15 protein-coding genes and 1 riboswitch are annotated in these 17088 nt (G+C 43.1%); of the genes, 8 read left to right on the top strand and 7 right to left on the bottom strand.

Translation table 11 applies throughout. The features are described from left to right. Positions 1 to 6: 6 nt before the first annotated feature. Complete coding sequence (locus KJB35_RS06390; protein ID WP_104975278.1) at positions 7 to 1383, bottom strand: sodium:alanine symporter family protein; 1377 nt, start codon at positions 1381 to 1383, stop codon at positions 7 to 9. A gap of 122 nt (positions 1384 to 1505) precedes the next feature. Then, a riboswitch (glycine riboswitch) is annotated at positions 1506 to 1605 on the bottom strand. 527 nt (positions 1606 to 2132) lie between these two features. On the opposite strand from KJB35_RS06390, the gene KJB35_RS06385 reads away from it, so the two are divergent. Next, positions 2133 to 2291 carry a hypothetical protein gene (locus KJB35_RS06385; protein ID WP_005377784.1) on the top strand — a complete coding sequence of 53 codons (159 nt, stop codon included), beginning with the start codon at positions 2133 to 2135 and terminating at the stop codon, positions 2289 to 2291. A 31-nt stretch (positions 2292 to 2322) separates the two neighbouring features. Beyond that, positions 2323 to 3057, top strand: a complete 735-nt coding sequence (locus KJB35_RS06380) for a chromosome segregation ATPase (protein WP_017820934.1) — start codon at positions 2323 to 2325, stop codon at positions 3055 to 3057. Between the two features lie 90 nt (positions 3058 to 3147). On the opposite strand, the gene KJB35_RS06375 is transcribed toward KJB35_RS06380, so the two are convergent. The 6 genes from KJB35_RS06375 to proV form a co-directional block, all read right to left on the bottom strand. Next, positions 3148 to 3531, bottom strand: coding sequence for a hypothetical protein (locus KJB35_RS06375; protein ID WP_005377782.1), 384 nt, complete (start codon positions 3529 to 3531; stop codon positions 3148 to 3150). A 99-nt stretch (positions 3532 to 3630) separates the two neighbouring features. Continuing rightward, positions 3631 to 3996, bottom strand: coding sequence for a VOC family protein (locus tag KJB35_RS06370; RefSeq protein ID WP_130546073.1), 366 nt, complete (start codon positions 3994 to 3996; stop codon positions 3631 to 3633). 146 nt (positions 3997 to 4142) lie between these two features. Then, the gene (locus KJB35_RS06365) at positions 4143 to 6092 is read right to left on the bottom strand and encodes an LTA synthase family protein (protein WP_193837409.1); all 1950 of its coding nucleotides are present in this window, start codon (positions 6090 to 6092) and stop codon (positions 4143 to 4145) included. Between the two features lie 193 nt (positions 6093 to 6285). Next, entirely contained in the window at positions 6286 to 7293 is a 1008-nt protein-coding gene (gene proX / locus KJB35_RS06360) for a glycine betaine/L-proline ABC transporter substrate-binding protein ProX (protein WP_054865582.1), read from the bottom strand. After that, the gene (gene proW, locus KJB35_RS06355; protein WP_005377778.1) at positions 7286 to 8371 is read right to left on the bottom strand and encodes a glycine betaine/L-proline ABC transporter permease ProW; all 1086 of its coding nucleotides are present in this window, start codon (positions 8369 to 8371) and stop codon (positions 7286 to 7288) included. Before proW ends, proX begins: the two co-directional genes overlap by 8 nt. 4 nt (positions 8372 to 8375) lie before the next feature. After that, entirely contained in the window at positions 8376 to 9563 is a 1188-nt protein-coding gene (gene proV, locus KJB35_RS06350; protein ID WP_005377777.1) for a glycine betaine/L-proline ABC transporter ATP-binding protein ProV, read from the bottom strand. Positions 9564 to 10001: 438 nt separating this feature from the next. Between proV and KJB35_RS06345 the strand changes: the two genes are divergently transcribed. The 6 genes from KJB35_RS06345 (at position 10002) to KJB35_RS06320 (ending at position 17028) form a co-directional block, all read left to right on the top strand. Continuing rightward, positions 10002 to 11882 (top strand): DUF294 nucleotidyltransferase-like domain-containing protein, encoded by a 1881-nt coding sequence (locus KJB35_RS06345; protein WP_005377775.1) that lies wholly within the window; start codon positions 10002 to 10004, stop codon positions 11880 to 11882. Continuing rightward, a complete protein-coding gene (locus tag KJB35_RS06340; RefSeq protein ID WP_005385697.1) occupies positions 11882 to 12628 on the top strand; it encodes a 3'-5' exonuclease in 747 nt (248 codons plus the stop codon). Before KJB35_RS06345 ends, KJB35_RS06340 begins: the two co-directional genes overlap by 1 nt. 192 nt (positions 12629 to 12820) lie before the next feature. Beyond that, a complete protein-coding gene (locus KJB35_RS06335) occupies positions 12821 to 14479 on the top strand; it encodes a BCCT family transporter (RefSeq protein WP_005377772.1) in 1659 nt (552 codons plus the stop codon). A gap of 314 nt (positions 14480 to 14793) precedes the next feature. Further along, complete coding sequence (ectA, locus tag KJB35_RS06330) at positions 14794 to 15327, top strand: diaminobutyrate acetyltransferase (RefSeq protein WP_005393379.1); 534 nt, start codon at positions 14794 to 14796, stop codon at positions 15325 to 15327. A gap of 34 nt (positions 15328 to 15361) precedes the next feature. Further along, a complete protein-coding gene (ectB, locus tag KJB35_RS06325) occupies positions 15362 to 16627 on the top strand; it encodes a diaminobutyrate--2-oxoglutarate transaminase (RefSeq protein WP_017820939.1) in 1266 nt (421 codons plus the stop codon). A gap of 14 nt (positions 16628 to 16641) precedes the next feature. After that, complete coding sequence (locus KJB35_RS06320; RefSeq protein WP_005377769.1) at positions 16642 to 17028, top strand: ectoine synthase; 387 nt, start codon at positions 16642 to 16644, stop codon at positions 17026 to 17028. The last annotated feature ends 60 nt before the right edge of the window (positions 17029 to 17088 follow it).

Below are 17088 nucleotides of genomic sequence, written 5' to 3'. Positions count from 1 at the left end.
GTTTCACTAAGCTTTCACTGCTTCAACTTTACCTGATTGCGATGTTGAGCTAAAGAACAGTTTGGTTTCTGCCAGTACGACGTGACGCAGTGCGATCAAACCAATTAGGTTAGGAATTGCCATCAGACCGTTTACGATATCAGCCAGTAGCCAAATCATATCGAGGTGAAGGAATGCACCAGATGCCACCAAGCCGACGAAAATCAGTTTGTATGGAAGCACAGCTTTAGTTCCGAACAGGAACACAACGCAACGCTCACCGTAGTAGTTCCAACCAAGAATGGTGGTAAAAGCGAAGAACATCAAACCGATTGAGACGAGCATAGGACCAAATGTATCTGCATTTAAACCCACCGCAAAAGCATGAGTCGTCATCGCGGCACCTGCAAAGTCACTTTGCCATGCACCAGTCAGGATTAGAGCAAGGCCTGTCATGGTACAAATAATGATGGTATCGAAAAAGGTACCCGTCATTGAAATTAGGCCTTGTTTAACACAAGAGTCTGTCTTCGCTGCTGCTGCTGCCATAGGCGCGCTACCCAAACCAGATTCATTTGAGAACACACCGCGAGCGATACCTGATTGGATTGCCAGCATGATGCTTGCACCTAAAAAACCACCCGTCGCTGCTGTTGATGTAAAGGCTGAAACCAGCACTAATTCAACGGCATTGAACAATTGGTCTGCATTCATGATGATCACGCTTAAACACGCCAACACATAAAATACAGCCATGGTAGGAACCACTTTTCCTGCAACGTTAGCAATGGATTTGATGCCACCCAAAGTTACGAAAGCAACCAAAAGAGTTAGTACAAAGGCAGATAGCTCACGGTTAACACCAAGAGATATCTCACTTGCATCCAGAATCGCGTTTACTTGTGGAAACGTACCGATACCAAAACAAGCAACACCCAAAGCAAACACTGCAAACATGATCGCGAGAGCTTTTGAGCCAACACCGTATTGCAAGTAATACATTGGGCCACCAATCATTTGGCCTTTATCATCGACTCTTCGGTACTTAACCGCCAACAAACATTCGGCGTATTTAGTCGCCATTCCGAAAAGGGCAGCGAGCCACATCCAGAATAGAGCGCCTGGTCCACCGAGTTTGATTGCTGTGGCAACACCAACAATGTTACCAGTACCAATTGTTGCTGAGAGTGCAGTACAAAGAGCTGCAAAGCTAGAAACGTCACCTTGAGTATTAGATGACTTATCTTTACTGAATACCATCGCTAGCGCTGTTGGGAGGTGTTTAAACTGGATCAAGCCAAGGCTAAAAGTGAAGTAAACACCTGTACCCACTAGCAAAATAAGCAGCGGTGGACCCCAGACAAAATTATCGATGGTTTGTAGTAAAGATTGTAGGTTGTTCATGATTTCCCCTTAATAAAACAACTAATAAGGAGAAGAGGGAAAGGACGAGATCAACGATCTCTAAAAGAACTAAGCTATTGGTTGTAGGCGGGAAGGCCAAGCAAAATAGTTAGGTTGTAACTTTCCACTCCTCTGTCCTTTTGCCTGAGAGTTTCACCTTGCGTGAGTGCAAGACTTGCTCCTTCGGCGACCGATTTAACGGTTCTCTCCAGAGGTTCCTCCAACTACAGTCCCCGCTACCTAGGTAGCACCTGAAATAGTTAATTCTTCGGCGAGTTATGCTAATCAAATGTTAAAATTTGATTAATAACCACTCTCCTGCAGTCTTCATCGGAACAATTACTCAATTAAATGAGTAAAGGTTAGTTAATGATGCTGGTCATCATTAACGTGTGAACTCTATCATGTTTTTGGTCCATTTCAACACCCTATGTCAATTTATTTTCAATGAAATAACCTCATCAATTTTCATGAAGGTATGTTTGCCAATCTTTTTGTGCGAGTCACGGCATAAATAAAATTTATTGGGTTAGGGAATGGAACCCAAAAATACTTCAGAACGATAAATGTGTTTCGATTGTTACGACATAAGTTATTCAATTAAGGACACAAAATTGATTAAAATCGGAGCACTTATTTTAAAATCTACGCTAAGTTGACCTTATGGTACGTATAAATGGGTTACAATGAATCTTTGTGAAACAGTCTACGGACCTAGGCAGTTTTTCATGAGTGGACAAGGAGGCGGTATGACCAGATTATTAGCCATTGCGGTGTTGATTGCAGTAGCATTTGTGCTGTTTCGTTATCGAACCAATGAAAAAGTCCAAAAAGCGACCGTTATAACATTAATTGGCGCATTTCTGATTTATACAGCATCAATTATGTTTGCGGAATTGATCCGCTAGCAAAGTAAAAGAGTCCTTGGAGTAGTATACGGTGAGTTCTCAGAACAAAATGGAAGAGCAAGACGACGTAGTTGTCATTGAAGAGCGTGACAAACGTACGCATATCTATATCGCAATCGCTGCGGTGTTAGGCTTGGCATTTGGTGGCCTTGTTGGATCGGTTGTCACTGCGAACAAGTGGGAATCGACTTACCACGTATTAGAAGAAAAGTATCAAGCACTAACGCAAGATAAAACCCAGTTGGCATCTCAAGTAAAAGTGCGTGAAGAGGCGCTCGACCAAGAAATACAAAACCAAGTTAGTGAGTTACTCGCCGCGAAAGATGAAGCTCATCAGAAAGCACTTAAGAAGTTGCAAAAGCAATTGACTGAGGTCGAGAAGGTCAACTTGTCACTAGAGTCTCAATTGAAGCAGCAGGCAGATAAGATCAACACGACGAAGTCAGAAAATGAGAAGTTGAGTCGTCAAGCGGATATGCAAGCGACTATGTTTGAGCGGTCCCGCGAAGTATTCCAGAAAGAGCTAAAAATTTCGCAAGAATTAGAGTCTCTCGAGAAAGAACGGTCAAAATTATTACCTAAGATTGAGAAACTCAAGAAAGAGTGTGACGTATTTTTAGAAGGCAAATCTTGGGACGTGAAGTCGGACGCGTGTGATAAACATGATGAAGCTAATTCACGACTAAGTCAGGTCGATCAAATGATTGAAGTCTATAAAATGGACCTCAAACAAATCAAAGCAATAACGGAAGATATCGGCCTTTAAGTCTTTTGTATCCGATTTTTGAAAAGCAAAAGGAGCTCTTTAAGAGCTCCTTTTTCGTTGTTAGCTATGACTTTTAGCCTGTCGCGTATATTAGATTCGTGAGGCGTCATAGCCTGAGGCGAGCAGGAGTTCTCGTTCGTGTTTAATCAGCTGAGCTCGATCTTCAATTAGTTCATTGAGTGCTTGAGATGGCTTACCTGCTAATGCTTTGAACGAAGCAAAAGATTCCGCGGTGTCGATTTTATCAATCATCTGACTGATGACATTACGAGCCTCACACGGGTTACTCGTCGTTGTAAAGTATTCTACTTGCTTTGCTGCCGATTTCATCTCAGTTAATAGCTCAAGCGGGCTACTTTCTTTGGCTACTGCCATGTAGTTATCCAGCACGCGCTTTGCATAAAGCAGTTCTTTGAGGGGGATATCTCTTCCGCTCTCGATTAGGGATTCGCTAAGGATCATACTTGAGCTCATGGGCATTCCTTCTTATTACTACGCCGCTTTTGATGTTTCCTTGAGTCTAATTTATTGAAGTCACATTGGGAATGGGTAAAAAGCATTTTTAACGCATTTTTATTCATTTATGAAAACGCGAATGCGATGCTTATCTGGATCGATAGCCATAAAATTTAACCCATACACTGATGTCGCTGGTGGTTGAACAAACTCAACACCTAGGTCTTTCCAGCGCTTGTAAATGCGCTCTAACGTATGCCTGTTGGGCACTGATAAAGACAACTCGGTACCACCACCTCGAATGCCGCTGTAGGGTGAAAGATTATCTCTTTGCTTGAGTGTCAACGTTAAGCCTTCGGTCAGTGGAATAGCGGCGAAGGTTGGAGACAACTGCGTGACTTTGCGTTCGAACAGTTTCGAATAAAAAACTTGGCTTATGTGGATGTCCTCAACGTAGAGAACGAATGAATTGATAGTCAGCATGGTTTGTTCCTTAATCAATTAGAAATAGTAGGGGCAATCTAACGGAAAGGAACGACAGGAGTTGTCAGTAGCACATTCTCGAAGGTAAGTGAAAGAATAAGAAAAAGGAGCCGTTTAGCTCCTTTTTATCAGCGCAATCATTGGTATTAATGAGTGTTTTTGGAAGAATACCAGTTGTTTTGATACGCTTTAGATGCAAATAATGCGTTTGCTTTTGCACGCTCGATAATAGACTCGTCCACCTCTAGCGGCTTCATGGTTTGGTCTTTAAAGTCGTACGCCAGGGTCGATATCTTTTCACCAGGGGAAAGCACAACGAGATTGTCGCGCGTTAAATAACCAAAGTTTTTGTCGTATTGCATCATTGCGCGTTCATCTTCGCGAGCCAGTGGCTTCGTTAAATCACGACCAATCATCGGTGTTTTAGCATCTACCCCAATTAGAGATAACAGTGTAGGCGGCATGTCTATGTTGTTTGCTATGCGGTCATCTTTACGTGGTTGAATGCCTTTACCAAGGATCAATGCTGGAATGTGAAAGTGCTTAACCGGAACAAGGTTAGCGCCAGAAACACGTGCATCATGATCTGCAATTACAATGAAAATGGTATCATCCCAATAAGATGACTTTTTCGCCTTTTCAAAGAAAGTGCCCAAAGCGTAATCGGAATATTTTACGGCGTTGTTACGCGTCATATGTTCTGAATCGTATGGCTCAATTTTGCCTTGCGGATACTCATAAGGGCTATGATTACTTGACGTAAAAACTAAGCTAAAGAAAGGTTTGTCGCTTTTTGAAAGGCGTTCAAACTCTTCGTTTGCTTTGTTATATAGATCTTCATCGCTAACCCCCCAAGAGCCAACAAAGCTTGGGTTGTTATAATCGTCTTCTTCTACTATTTGATCAAAACCGTTACCAAAGAAGAAAGTTTTCATGTTGTCAAAGTTGGCTTCACCGCCGTAAATAAATTGCGTGTGATAGCCTTGAGCTTTTAGTAAGTCCGCGATAGTAAAGAAACCCGTTTGGCTTTTACTCAGCTTCACTACCGCGCGAGACGGAGATGGAGGAAAGCCCGTGGTTACGGCTTCAATTCCACGGACAGAACGAGTACCAGTGGCGTACATTTGTGTGAACTGCCAACCTTCCTTCATGAGTTCATCAAGGTTTGGTGTTAGAGGCAAACCACCCAAAGCACCGACAAATTGGGCGCCTAAGCTTTCTTGTAGCAAAATCACTAAGTTTTTATGTTTACCTTGGTAAGTCGCGGGGTTACTGTTCATGGTTGGGAGTAATGAAGGGGTGAAGTCGGACTTTGTTGATGAAGTGCGAACTAATTCCAACATCTTTTGAGTGTCCATTTTTCCGTAGAACTGCTCCGCGCTCTTTTCTGACTTCATGCTATTAACCGCAAACAACAATGAGTAAGATGAGTTCAGTGCTAAGTCGTTAAGCAGTGGATCGTTAGAAAAGGCGACCATAGCAGGATTTAGCGGGCGGTGACCTAAAGATGAGCGAGCACCTGCAACCCCAAAAAGAACAACGAAAAGTGCCAATAGTGGTCGCCATTTCCAGTTGACCTGCTGCGCCTTATCGGTCAGTTTCTTACTCCACTTCCAACCTAAAGTGATGGTTAAAACTGTACCTAACGCACCAATAAACAGTTCTAATTTGTAGCCAGTCCAGAGCATACTCAAGACTTCTTTTGGGTAGATTAAGTATTCCACAAACAGGCGGTTTGGACGTAGGTCGTATTCCTGAATGAATGGCGCTGTTGCGAGCTCCATGTATACAAGCACCCAAAGCCCTAAAACCATCCATATGCGTAATATTCGCTTCCAACACTCTCCCATCTTACCGGTTAATGGCATGAAGGTTGAAAACAGTGCTGGAAGAATAAATAACCAGCAAAGCGTTGCAATATCTACGCGCAAACCTTGACCTAGGATGTAAATTAAGTCGTTTAGAGAGTCAATACGGTCAATCTGCCAAAAAGCTAGCAAAACTCTTGAGATAGACAGAAATAGAAGTGAAAACAAAGAAAAGGCAGCAATTGGCTGCAAAGGCCCCCACACAGAGCTCTTTGATAAGTTTTTCATATTTATTCGAATAGTTTAATTGTTATGTTGTGTTGTTTTTAGCAAAGCAAGCGTGAAATAAACGTGAATTATAATGTGGGTTTATGGTCGAGTAGTGTAAGTGTTGGTATGTCTATGTAAGGGGGAGGGGCGTTTGTGTAAAAAAGAGCCAGTTGATAACACCAACTGGCTCTAGAGATTGATAAAGGCATGATTACATTGCGGCTTTCTTCGCTTCTTCGACCCATGCGTCGAACTTTTTCTGGTTCGCTTTGATCCAACCATTTACATGAGACTCGATGTCCGCTGAGCTGTTCTTACCTTGGCTCATCATCATATTCTGAGCACTAACATCATTGATATTTAGTTTGATGATTTCAAATAGCTTCGCAGCAGCAGGGTTTTTTTCCGTAAACTCTTTATTGGCAACGATGCGCATAGAGTTCATCTCGAAGCCGTAGTTCTTACCGTTCTCTAGTGTCGTATCAATGTCCTTACGCTCACCAGGAAGTGAAGAGAATGGCACTTCTAACCACACAACATCTTTCCCTGGAACTAAAACGCCACTTACCCAGTACGGTGTCCAAGTGTAGTAAAGAATCGGATCGCCTTTTTTGTAACGTGAGATCGTATCAGCGATAATCGCCGCGTAGTTACCTTGGTTGTGTGTTACTGTGTCACGAAGTTTGAAAGCATCCAACTGATGCTCAACAACCATTTCACACCCCCAACCTGGGTTACAACCAGTTAAGTCCGCTTTGCCATCGCCGTTTGCATCGAATAGCTTCGCCAATTTTGGATCTTTTAACTGACCAATGTTCGTGATGTTATATTTTTCCGCGGTTTTCTTATCGATCAAATAACCTTGCGCAGCACCACTTACGTATTGGCCTTTACGGAAGAACTTATCATCACCGCCCGACATCGTGTACTTATCGGCGTGAAGAGGGAACCAACCAACCGCTAAGAAAGTAGCATCACCTTTAGCAATAGAGGTGTAGCCTACGTTGTAGTCCACTTCTTTGGTCGGTTTAACATCGTAACCAAGCTCTTCAAGTGCGCGGTTTACGATCAACGTTTGAAATGTTTCTTCTGCAACGGTTGATTGAACAGGCTGAACAGTGACACCTTCACCCGGTAGTTCACTTGCCACACCATAAGTTGAAAATGCGATAGTACTTAGAGCTCCAACAGAGAGCGCTTTCTTCCATGAATTATTCATTGATGTTTCTCCTAAGTTTTAGATCGTCTTGGTTCGTCTTTGTTTTCAGTTTTAATAGGTATGAAACAGGACCTGTGTGATACCAGCGAAGTTTAGTGTTGCCCGCATTAACCCCTAACACCTGGGTGATACGGTCTAACAAAATCGCAAGAATAACGATGCCTAAGCCACCAACGGCAGCAAGACCCATATCAAGTCGGCCAATACCACGAAGTACCATTTGGCCTAAGCCGCCAACAGCAATCATTGAAGCAATCACTACCATAGAAAGTGACAGCATTAAGGTTTGGTTTACACCTGCCATGATGGTTGGTAACGCCAACGGTAACTGGATGCGATAAAGCATCTGTTTTTTGTTTGCCCCGAAAGAGTGGCCAGCTTCGATAAGCTCTTCAGGTACTTGCTGAATACCCAAAATAGTCAGGCGCACAACGGGAGGCAGGGCGAAAATGATCGTTACTACTACGCCAGGAACGTTACCAATACCAAACAACATAACAATTGGCACAAGGTAAACGAACGCGGGAGTCGTTTGCATTGCATCTAATATTGGCCTAACAAATTTGGCAGCGGTTTGGCTCCTTGCCAACCATATCCCCATTGGTAGCCCTATAAGCAAACAGAAGAAAACGGCGGTTAACACCAGTGCTAGCGTTGTCATCGCTTGTGACCACGCACCAATTAGGCCGATGAAAACAAGGGATACAAGAGTAGAAAAACCAAGTTTTACATTGGAAAACTGCCACGCTAGCAAAAATAAAATGAGTACCATTATAGGCGCAGGTGTAGACACCAAAGCAGTTTCAAACGACGTTAGAATAAAGTCGATTGGAACTCGTATTGCTTGGAAAACAGGTCGACCATGTTCCACCAGCCAGTTCAAACCGGACTCTACCCAGCTATCGAGGGGTAAAACCGCATCTTGGAATGGGTTCATAATATCGAATGGTGCTTGCTCTACAGTTTCTGAGTTGAGCCAATCATTACTTGGCGCGGCCTCTGTACCTTGCGACCAAGGATCATCTTGCGCAGGAGCAGTATTTGACCAGGGATCATTGTTAGTTTGCTCTGAAGACATCGTGTTAATCCTTATCTAGTGTTTGTAGAAGACGTGATTTAGTCACGACACCAAAGTAAGTTCCTTTCTCATCTACGACAGGCACGGCATAAGGAACACCAGCAACCAGACCCAAAATGTCATTAATTGACTGATCAGGCTGAAGAGTAACTTCATCCGGTAATTGAGCACTGGCTAACGAACGGTTTTCTTTATGAGCCAAACGTAGTGAATCAAGAGATACGATGCCGGAATATCGGCTAGATTTATCGACGACAATACCGTAATCACGGTCGTGATCCATCAGAATCTGCATCGCAGAGCCTGGACCGTCATTTTCCGATTTCTTAAAAACAGCCGCTGGCTTCTTGCGCGCGATATCTTTTGCTGTCAAGACACTTGCGATGTTTACGCCGCGGAAAAACGCTTCGACATAATCATTTGCTGGACTGTGTAATATTTCATCAGGTGTACCAACCTGAACAACCTCACCGTTTTGCATGATGGCGATACGGTCGCCAATGCGCATTGCTTCATCCAAATCATGAGAAATGAAGACAATTGTGCGTTTGTCATCGTTCTGTAGACGAATAAGCTCATCTTGCATCTCAGAACGGATCAATGGGTCTAAAGCGGAAAACGCCTCATCCATTAATAGGATGTCTGGATCACAAGCTAACGCTCTCGCTAAACCAACGCGCTGTTTCATACCTCCGGATAATTCGTCAGGGAAAGATTCTGCATAAGGGTCTAAACCCACTCTTTCTAAGGCGGAAAGGGCACTTTTCTGACGCTCATTAACGTCGATGCCGGCAAGTTCTAAACCAAAGGCGGCATTTTCAATCACCGTCATGTGTGGCATGAGTGCGAAACTTTGAAACACCATTGAGATATTGTTACGACGAACTTCTCGAAGTTCATTTTCGGAGATGTGGGCGATATCTCTTCCTTTGAGATAAACACTACCTTTAGTCGGCTCAATGAGCCGGTTAAGAAGTCGAACAAGGGTGGATTTCCCGGAGCCAGAAAGGCCCATGATTACGAAAATTTCCCCTTCATTTATGGTGAGAGATACATCGTTTACGCCGACTGTTAAACCTGTCTGTTCAAAAATACCGTCTTTATCGACGCCTTTGTCGATAAGCGAGAAGGCTCTCTCTGGGTCTTCTCCAAACACTTTATACAGTCCCTTAACTTCCAGTATGGGATCCATGTTATCTGTCCTTTTTCGTGTGTTTATAACTGTTTAACGATTTGTACTCTAATTAATTTTAGTTCAACTTTCAACGAAAGGGGGTTGGTTAACTAGTTCTGCCGTGCATAGAGAATTCGTTGAGCAAGGTGTGTTCAATTCTTACTTTTTATATTTAAAACAATTGCTTGTGATGTGTTTTTGTCCACCATAACGTTGCCCTGACGTAGGGTTGAATTTATTTTGAATTTTTTTGTACATTTCAACTCAACTCGCTTGCATAGATATAAGCTGTGATAGCTTAGAACTCTACATGTAAAAAGGTTAGAGCTCTAATTTTTGGTTAAGGCTTGGTCCTGTGAAATCGGTTAGGTACTGTTATCCTTAGATTTATTTATTGCTTGATTTCACTCAGGGTGATATTTATCGCTGTAGTTTAGGCAACGTATGGAATAAAAAATGGAAGCCGAACAGTTAGAAGTGCTCAATTTCATTAGCCAGTACCCACCTTTTGATGACCTACCTGAAGAGCAGCTTAGAAAAATCGCTCTCAATGCCGAGGTTGCATACTTTCGGCAAGGAACAAAAATCCTTAACTTCGGAGATACGATCCGCGACTTGTATATGGTGAGAAGTGGGGCGGTAGAGATTTATCGGCGTAAAGGTGAACTTTACAACAGGATTGATGCTGGTGGACTGTTTGGTCAGATGGGGTTGTTGATGAACAACCGCGTACGGATGCCAGCCAAAGCGATAGAAGACACTCTCGTTTACTGTATTCCGGAAAACATCTTCAATGAACTTTGTGATGAGTTTGAAAACTTTGCGGACTACATGGAACTGGAAGATAGCGCGCGTTTGCGAAGCGCAATATCTAGCCGATCTGAAAGCAATGACTTTACCACCGCTAAGGCACGTAAAATCTTAGCAAGAGATCCAGTAACTCTGGAGGCAACGGCTTCAATTCAGGAAGCTGCAATACTCATGGCAGAGGAGAATGTCACCTCTCTGCTCATTATTCGCCCGACAGAGGAGCTCACAGAAGAAGATGACGAACAGCTGCTTGGAATATTGACTGATCGCGATCTTTGCATTCGCGTACTAGCTCAAGGTATTGATACCAATATTCCAGTGAGTGAGGTCATGAGTTATGACGTTGTTTCATTGGATTATAACGCCTATGTGTTTGAGGCCATGTTAACTATGTTGCGTTACAACGTGCATCATTTACCAATTTTAAAAGATAAAAAGCCGATAGGAATTATTGGCATGACGGACATCGTTCGTTACGAATCTCAGAACAGCCTATTGCTAGTGAGCTCTATTTTTCAGCAAACCAGTGTCGAGGATCTCAAGCAGGTTTCTGAACAAGTAAAAGACTGTTTCGTAAGAATGGTCAATGAAGATGCCAACGCGCACATGATTGGTCGAGCCATGTCGGTTATAGGCAGTAGTTTCAAACAACGCCTCGCTGAATTAGCTGAGCAAGAGTTCGGCCCAGCGCCCATTCCTTATTGTTTAGTCGCAATGGGTTCAATGGCGAGGGATGAGCAGCTAATTGTAACGGATCAAGATAACGCGCTTATTCTCGATAACAGTTATGACGTTGAGATTCACGGAGAGTACTTTGAAAAGTTTGCTAAATTTGTTTGTGATGGTTTAGCGGCATGCGGCTATGCTTATTGTACTGGAGACATTATGGCTACCAACCCAGAATGGCGAAAAACTCGTGCAGAATGGGAAGAATGCTTTGGAAACTGGATAGACAATCCAACCCCTGAGAGATTGTTAAATAGTAATATCTTTTTTGATCTCCTCGGTGTGCATGGGCGAGTGAAATGGGCGGAGCAATTAAGCAGCTTTATTGTGAGACGAGCGAAAAGAAATAACCGCTTTCTTGCTTGTATGGCGTATAACGCAATACGTAGGACGCCTCCACTGGGCTTTTTCAAAGACTTTGTGATGGAGAAAGATGGTCGTCATCGCAACTCGATTAACTTGAAGCGAAGGGGGACGGCTCCGTTGGCCGATTTAATACGGGTGCATTCTCTGGCAATCGGTTCGCGATCGCAAAACTCTTTCGACCGTTTAGATGACATTAATGATGCTGGCATTTTACCGAAAGGTCGAGGTTTGGATTTAAGGGATGCGATGGAGCTAATCTACATGGTTCGAATTCGTCACCAAGCCCTTGATATAGAAAATGGAGAAGAGCCAGACAACAATATTGAGCCGGAGAACATGTCTGAATTTGAACGTCGAAACTTAAAAGCAGCATTTCAAATTCTAAGTAACGCTCAGAACTTCATTAAGTTTCGATACCAGAGAAGTAGCAAATAATGTGGTTCTCAAAAAAAGTAGAAAAAGAACAGCCGTTGTTGGATACATCCCAGACGCCAGAGTGGTCAATGTTGTTCAAACAACTAGCTAAAGAAGCGAAAGACGAGAGGCTCAAACGCTACTATTCGACACCGATGGTTAATGGGGAAACACCAATTGAACAAGTGCCATTTGTCTCGGTAGACTTTGAGACAACAGGATTGAACTCGGAAGAGGATGTCATTCTCACGATCGGACTTGTGCCGTTCACTATTGATCGTGTTCAATGTAATGGTTCTGCTCATTGGGTCGTTAACCCAAACAGAGAGTTAAACCACGAGTCTGTCATTATTCACGGTATCACTGACTCTGAGGTTAAAAACGCGCCGCAGCTGTCTCAGATCTTGGGTGAAATATTGGATGCGTTGTCAGGCAAAGTGGTACTTGTTCACTACAAGAACATTGAAAGGCAGTTCTTTAATAACGCCTTGCTAAATAGCATCGGAGAGGGGATACAGTTTCCTGTTGTTGATACGTTAGATATTGAGTATGCGATACAACGCCGTGAATGCAGAGGTTTTATCAATAAGTTGAAAGGCAAGAAACCCGGTTCTGTACGATTAGGGTACGCTCGTGAAAGATATGGCCTCCCTGCTTATCAACCTCACCATGCCCTGACGGATGCGTTAGCAACTGCGGAGCTGTTTCAAGCACAACTGCAGTATCACTTTAATCGAAACATGCCAATATCTTCGGTTTGGCAATAGGCGTTATTTATGGTGAAAACAATAAAATGCAATGAGAGATAGGGGGCTTTAAGATTATGATGGCGGATTGAGTAACCGCTTATAAGAACAATGTTTTATGAACATGTGCTTGGTAGTGATGAAGACGTTTCATTACTCGAACTCCGACGAAAGTAATTTAAACTTGGTCACGTATTTTTAAGGAGATTATCCGTGAGCACCGATAATAACGGTGGCATTCAACGCCCCGATGGAAAAGTAAACGCAATAGATACTGACTATCAAATTGGTCAGGATAACGTTGCGCTAAAGGTAGGCCCATTTGGCCTTGATATTCACAACCGTGTTTTTGCAATTTCTGGCTTAGCAATCGTCATGTTTGTTGTGATAACACTATTATTCCGAGAACAGGTAGAGCCGTTTTTTGCAGACCTACGAGCGGGTTTGTTACACAATTTAGACTGGTTTTTTCTCGCTTCAGGTAATATTTTTGTCATTGTCTGTGTCGGATTGATCTTCACACCATTGGGCCGTGTGCGAATCGGTGGTACTGAAGCAACACCGGATTACTCCTATGCCGGATGGTTGGCAATGCTATTTGCTGCAGGTATGGGCATTGGTCTCGTATTCTTCGGGGTATCAGAACCGATGTCCCATTTTAGTTCTGCGATTGGTGGCGTGAGCGTTGAGAATGGTGTACGTACTGACTGGGCACCGCTAGGTGGTGCAGAGGGCGATGCAACTGCAGCTTCGGCATTAGGGATGGCTGCGACGATTTACCACTGGGCACTTCATCCGTGGTCAATATACGCGCTCTTGGCTCTTGGACTGGCTATCTTTTCATTTAACAAAGGTTTGCCACTCACTATGCGCTCAATTTTTTACCCTTTGTTTGGTGAGCGTGTATGGGGTTGGACTGGTCATATTATCGATATTCTTGCAGTGGTAGCGACGGTTTTTGGTTTAGCAACATCGCTAGGCTACGGTGCATCTCAAGCCGCAACGGGTTTGAACTTCCTGTTTGATGTCCCAATGACCAATACCACGCAGGTCATATTGATTATTGGTATTACTGCGCTCGCTTTAATCTCTGTTGTGGCTGGACTCGATAAGGGCGTGAAAATCTTATCTGAAATCAATATGGGTCTTGCAGCACTGCTATTGCTATTTGTTATTGTTGTTGGCCCGACGATTGCGATTTTAACTGGTTTCTTCGAGAACATCGTTTCCTATGTGGCTAATATCCCTGCCTTATCTATGCCATTTGGACGAGAGGATGTGAATTACTCTCAAGGCTGGACGGCGTTTTACTGGGCGTGGTGGATTTCTTGGTCACCATTTGTGGGTATGTTCATCGCACGTGTGTCTCGCGGTCGTTCAGTTCGTGAGTTTATTATTTGCGTTATTCTTATCCCATCTTCAGTTTGTGTGTTATGGATGACGGCTTTTGGCGGTAACGCAATTAGCCAATACGTTAATGATGGCTACGAGGCGGTGTTTAACGCAGAACTACCTTTAAAACTTTTTGCCATGTTAGATGTTATGCCATTGGCTGAGATAACATCTTTTGTCGGCATTATCTTAGTCGTGGTGTTCTTCATTACCTCTTCTGACTCAGGATCACTGGTTATTGATACTATTGCTGCGGGCGGTAAGGTCGATGCACCAACGCCACAACGCGTGTTCTGGTGTACGTTTGAAGGTTTGGTTGCGATTGCATTGATGTTGGGTGGTGGTCTAGCTGCTGCTCAAGCAATGGCGGTGACGACTGGTTTACCGTTTACTATTGTTTTACTTGTTGCAACGGTATCTTTGATAAAAGGTTTGATGGATGAACCTCGTCCAAAGGCGGTTTCTAAGAAATCAAAATAACTAGTATCAGCAGTTAAATTATTGATAAAAGCGGTATGCGAAAGCATGCCGCTTTTTTTTGGATTTCTATTTTTCTCTGAGAAATGAACAGCATGGAAAACGGTCTTATTCTGGTTGTTTTTTGTACTGTGCATTTAGGTGACTATTTAATAAATTAGACCTCGAACTATTTTAACTTTTGGTTAATAGGTTTATTTTTGTGATTTGAATCACAAAAATACCGATAAAAAGGCGGATTATTTGATTTTTAGTCGCGAGGGATGCCCATAATAAAAAGGAAATTTAATTAGACCTCAAAGGATATGTATTTTCACATGATCACATCAGCACCTTGGGTCCTTTATCCAGAGATTGGAGAAGACTCAAGTAAAAAATGGATTTTTCGTGAGCCTAAAATCTCTGATGGTGACGACATTTACAGCTTGATTGCAGACTGTCCTCCATTGGACATGAACTCATCTTATTGCAATTTCCTACAGTCTACGCATTTCAGCAAAACCAGTATTTTGGTTGAGCAAAAAGGCGAAATCGCAGGTTTCATTTCCGGTTATCAGAAACCAGACGAGCAAGACGTTTTATTTGTCTGGCAAGTTGCAGTCTCACCTCGCTTTAGAGGTCATGGTTTAGCATTCCGCATGTTGAAAGAACTTCTCACCCGAGAGGAATTAGGCGGTGTTAAATCGGTAGAAACTACCATCACGGAAGATAATAAAGCCTCTTGGGCACTGTTCAAAAAGTTAGATGCGATGAACGGCAATTCTGGCCAAGTAAGCACATTTTTGGATGAAGAAGCCCACTTTAAAGGCAAACACGATACAGAATATTTGTATCGCATTCCTCTCAAATAATCCTCAAACAATAGGAAATAAAAACGGTCTCATCATGGATATTTTCAAAAAGCAGGAATCCAACGTACGCTCATATTCAAACAATTTCCCGGTCGTTTTTCGTAAAGCGAAAGGCTGCTGGCTAGAAACAGAACAAGGTGAACGATACTTAGACTTCCTTGCTGGAGCGGGATCTCTAAATTACGGCCATAACAATCCAGTACTAAAACAAGCGTTGCTTGAGTACATTGAAATGGACGGTATTACTCACGGTTTGGATATGCACTCAGAAGCGAAAGCATCGTTTCTGGAAGCGTTGGATACTTACATCCTTAAACCAAGAAACTTGGATTACAAGGTTCAGTTTACGGGCCCAACAGGTACTAACGCTGTTGAGGCGGCATTGAAGCTGGCTAAAAAAGTAAAAGGCCGCGACAGCGTCGTTGCGTTTACTAACGGTTTCCATGGTTGTACTGCTGGCGCACTGGCTGCAACGGGTAACCAGCATCACAGACAAGGTAACGGTTCTAGTCTAAGTAACGTCACTCGTATTCCATTTGAAGGTTACGCTGGCGTAGATGGTCTTGCGCTGTTCGAAACCATGCTAAATGATAACTCTGCAGGTATGGATAAACCAGCCGCTGTACTTCTTGAAACTGTGCAGGGTGAAGGTGGTTTAAATGCTGCTTCAAACGAGTGGTTACAACGTTTGAGCAAAATCTGTAAAGCCAATGACATTCTTGTGATTGTCGATGACATTCAAGCAGGTTGTGGACGTACCGGTACTTTCTTTAGTTTCGAGCCGTCTGGTATCCAACCGGATATCGTGACGCTATCGAAGTCGATCGGTGGTTACGGTTTGCCGATGGCTGTCGTATTACTTAAGCCTGAGCTTGACCAGTGGAAGCCAGGCGAGCATAACGGTACGTTCCGTGGCAATAATCACGCCTTTATTACTGCTGCAAAAGCACTAGAAATTTACTGGGCAAACGATGATTTTGAAACACACATCAAGCAGTGTTCAGACAAGGTGAGTGCAGTGATTGACCGTTGTGTTCGTCGCTTTCCACAAATGTTTGTGCAGAAAAAAGGCCGCGGCATGATGGTTGGTATTGAATGTATCAATGGTGACATGGCATCTGAAATCGCGAAAAACTGTTTCGAGAATGGAATGGTGATAGAGACAGCGGGTCCAGACGATGAAGTTGTGAAGTTCTTCTGTCCACTAACCATCAGCGAATCAGAGCTAGATCAAGGACTAAGCATCTTTGAAAATGCAGTAGAGACTATCGCTGCGAAACATTTCAAACAAGCATCTTAATAAGGATTTTAATTATGATCGTCAGAACTCTAGATGAATGCCGCAACAGCGAACGACGTGTTGTTTCAGATAACTGGGAAAGTGTCCGCATGTTGTTGAAAGACGACAACATGGGTTTCTCTTTCCACATCACAACGATTTATGAAGATACAGAAACTCATATTCACTATCAAAACCACCTTGAATCGGTGTTTTGTATGAGTGGTGAAGGTGAGATTGAAGTTGTAGGTGGAGAAACGTACCCAATCAAACCAGGTACATTATATATCCTTGATAAACACGATGAGCACTACTTGAGAGCTTATAAGAATAAAGAAATGGTAATGGCGTGTGTGTTTAACCCACCGATTACTGGCGCTGAAGTGCACGATGAAAACGGTGTTTATCCTCTCGTTGACTAAAAGATGATGGTGGGGTGCTTTGCCACCCCACACTTTACTATCTCTTCTTTTTTCTTTTTA

The organism is Vibrio sp. D431a (assembly GCF_030248655.1).
GTDB classification, from domain to species: domain Bacteria; phylum Pseudomonadota; class Gammaproteobacteria; order Enterobacterales; family Vibrionaceae; genus Vibrio; species Vibrio alginolyticus.
Note: the sequence above shows the minus strand (reverse complement) of the source record. Positions and strands in the feature narration are given on the sequence as shown.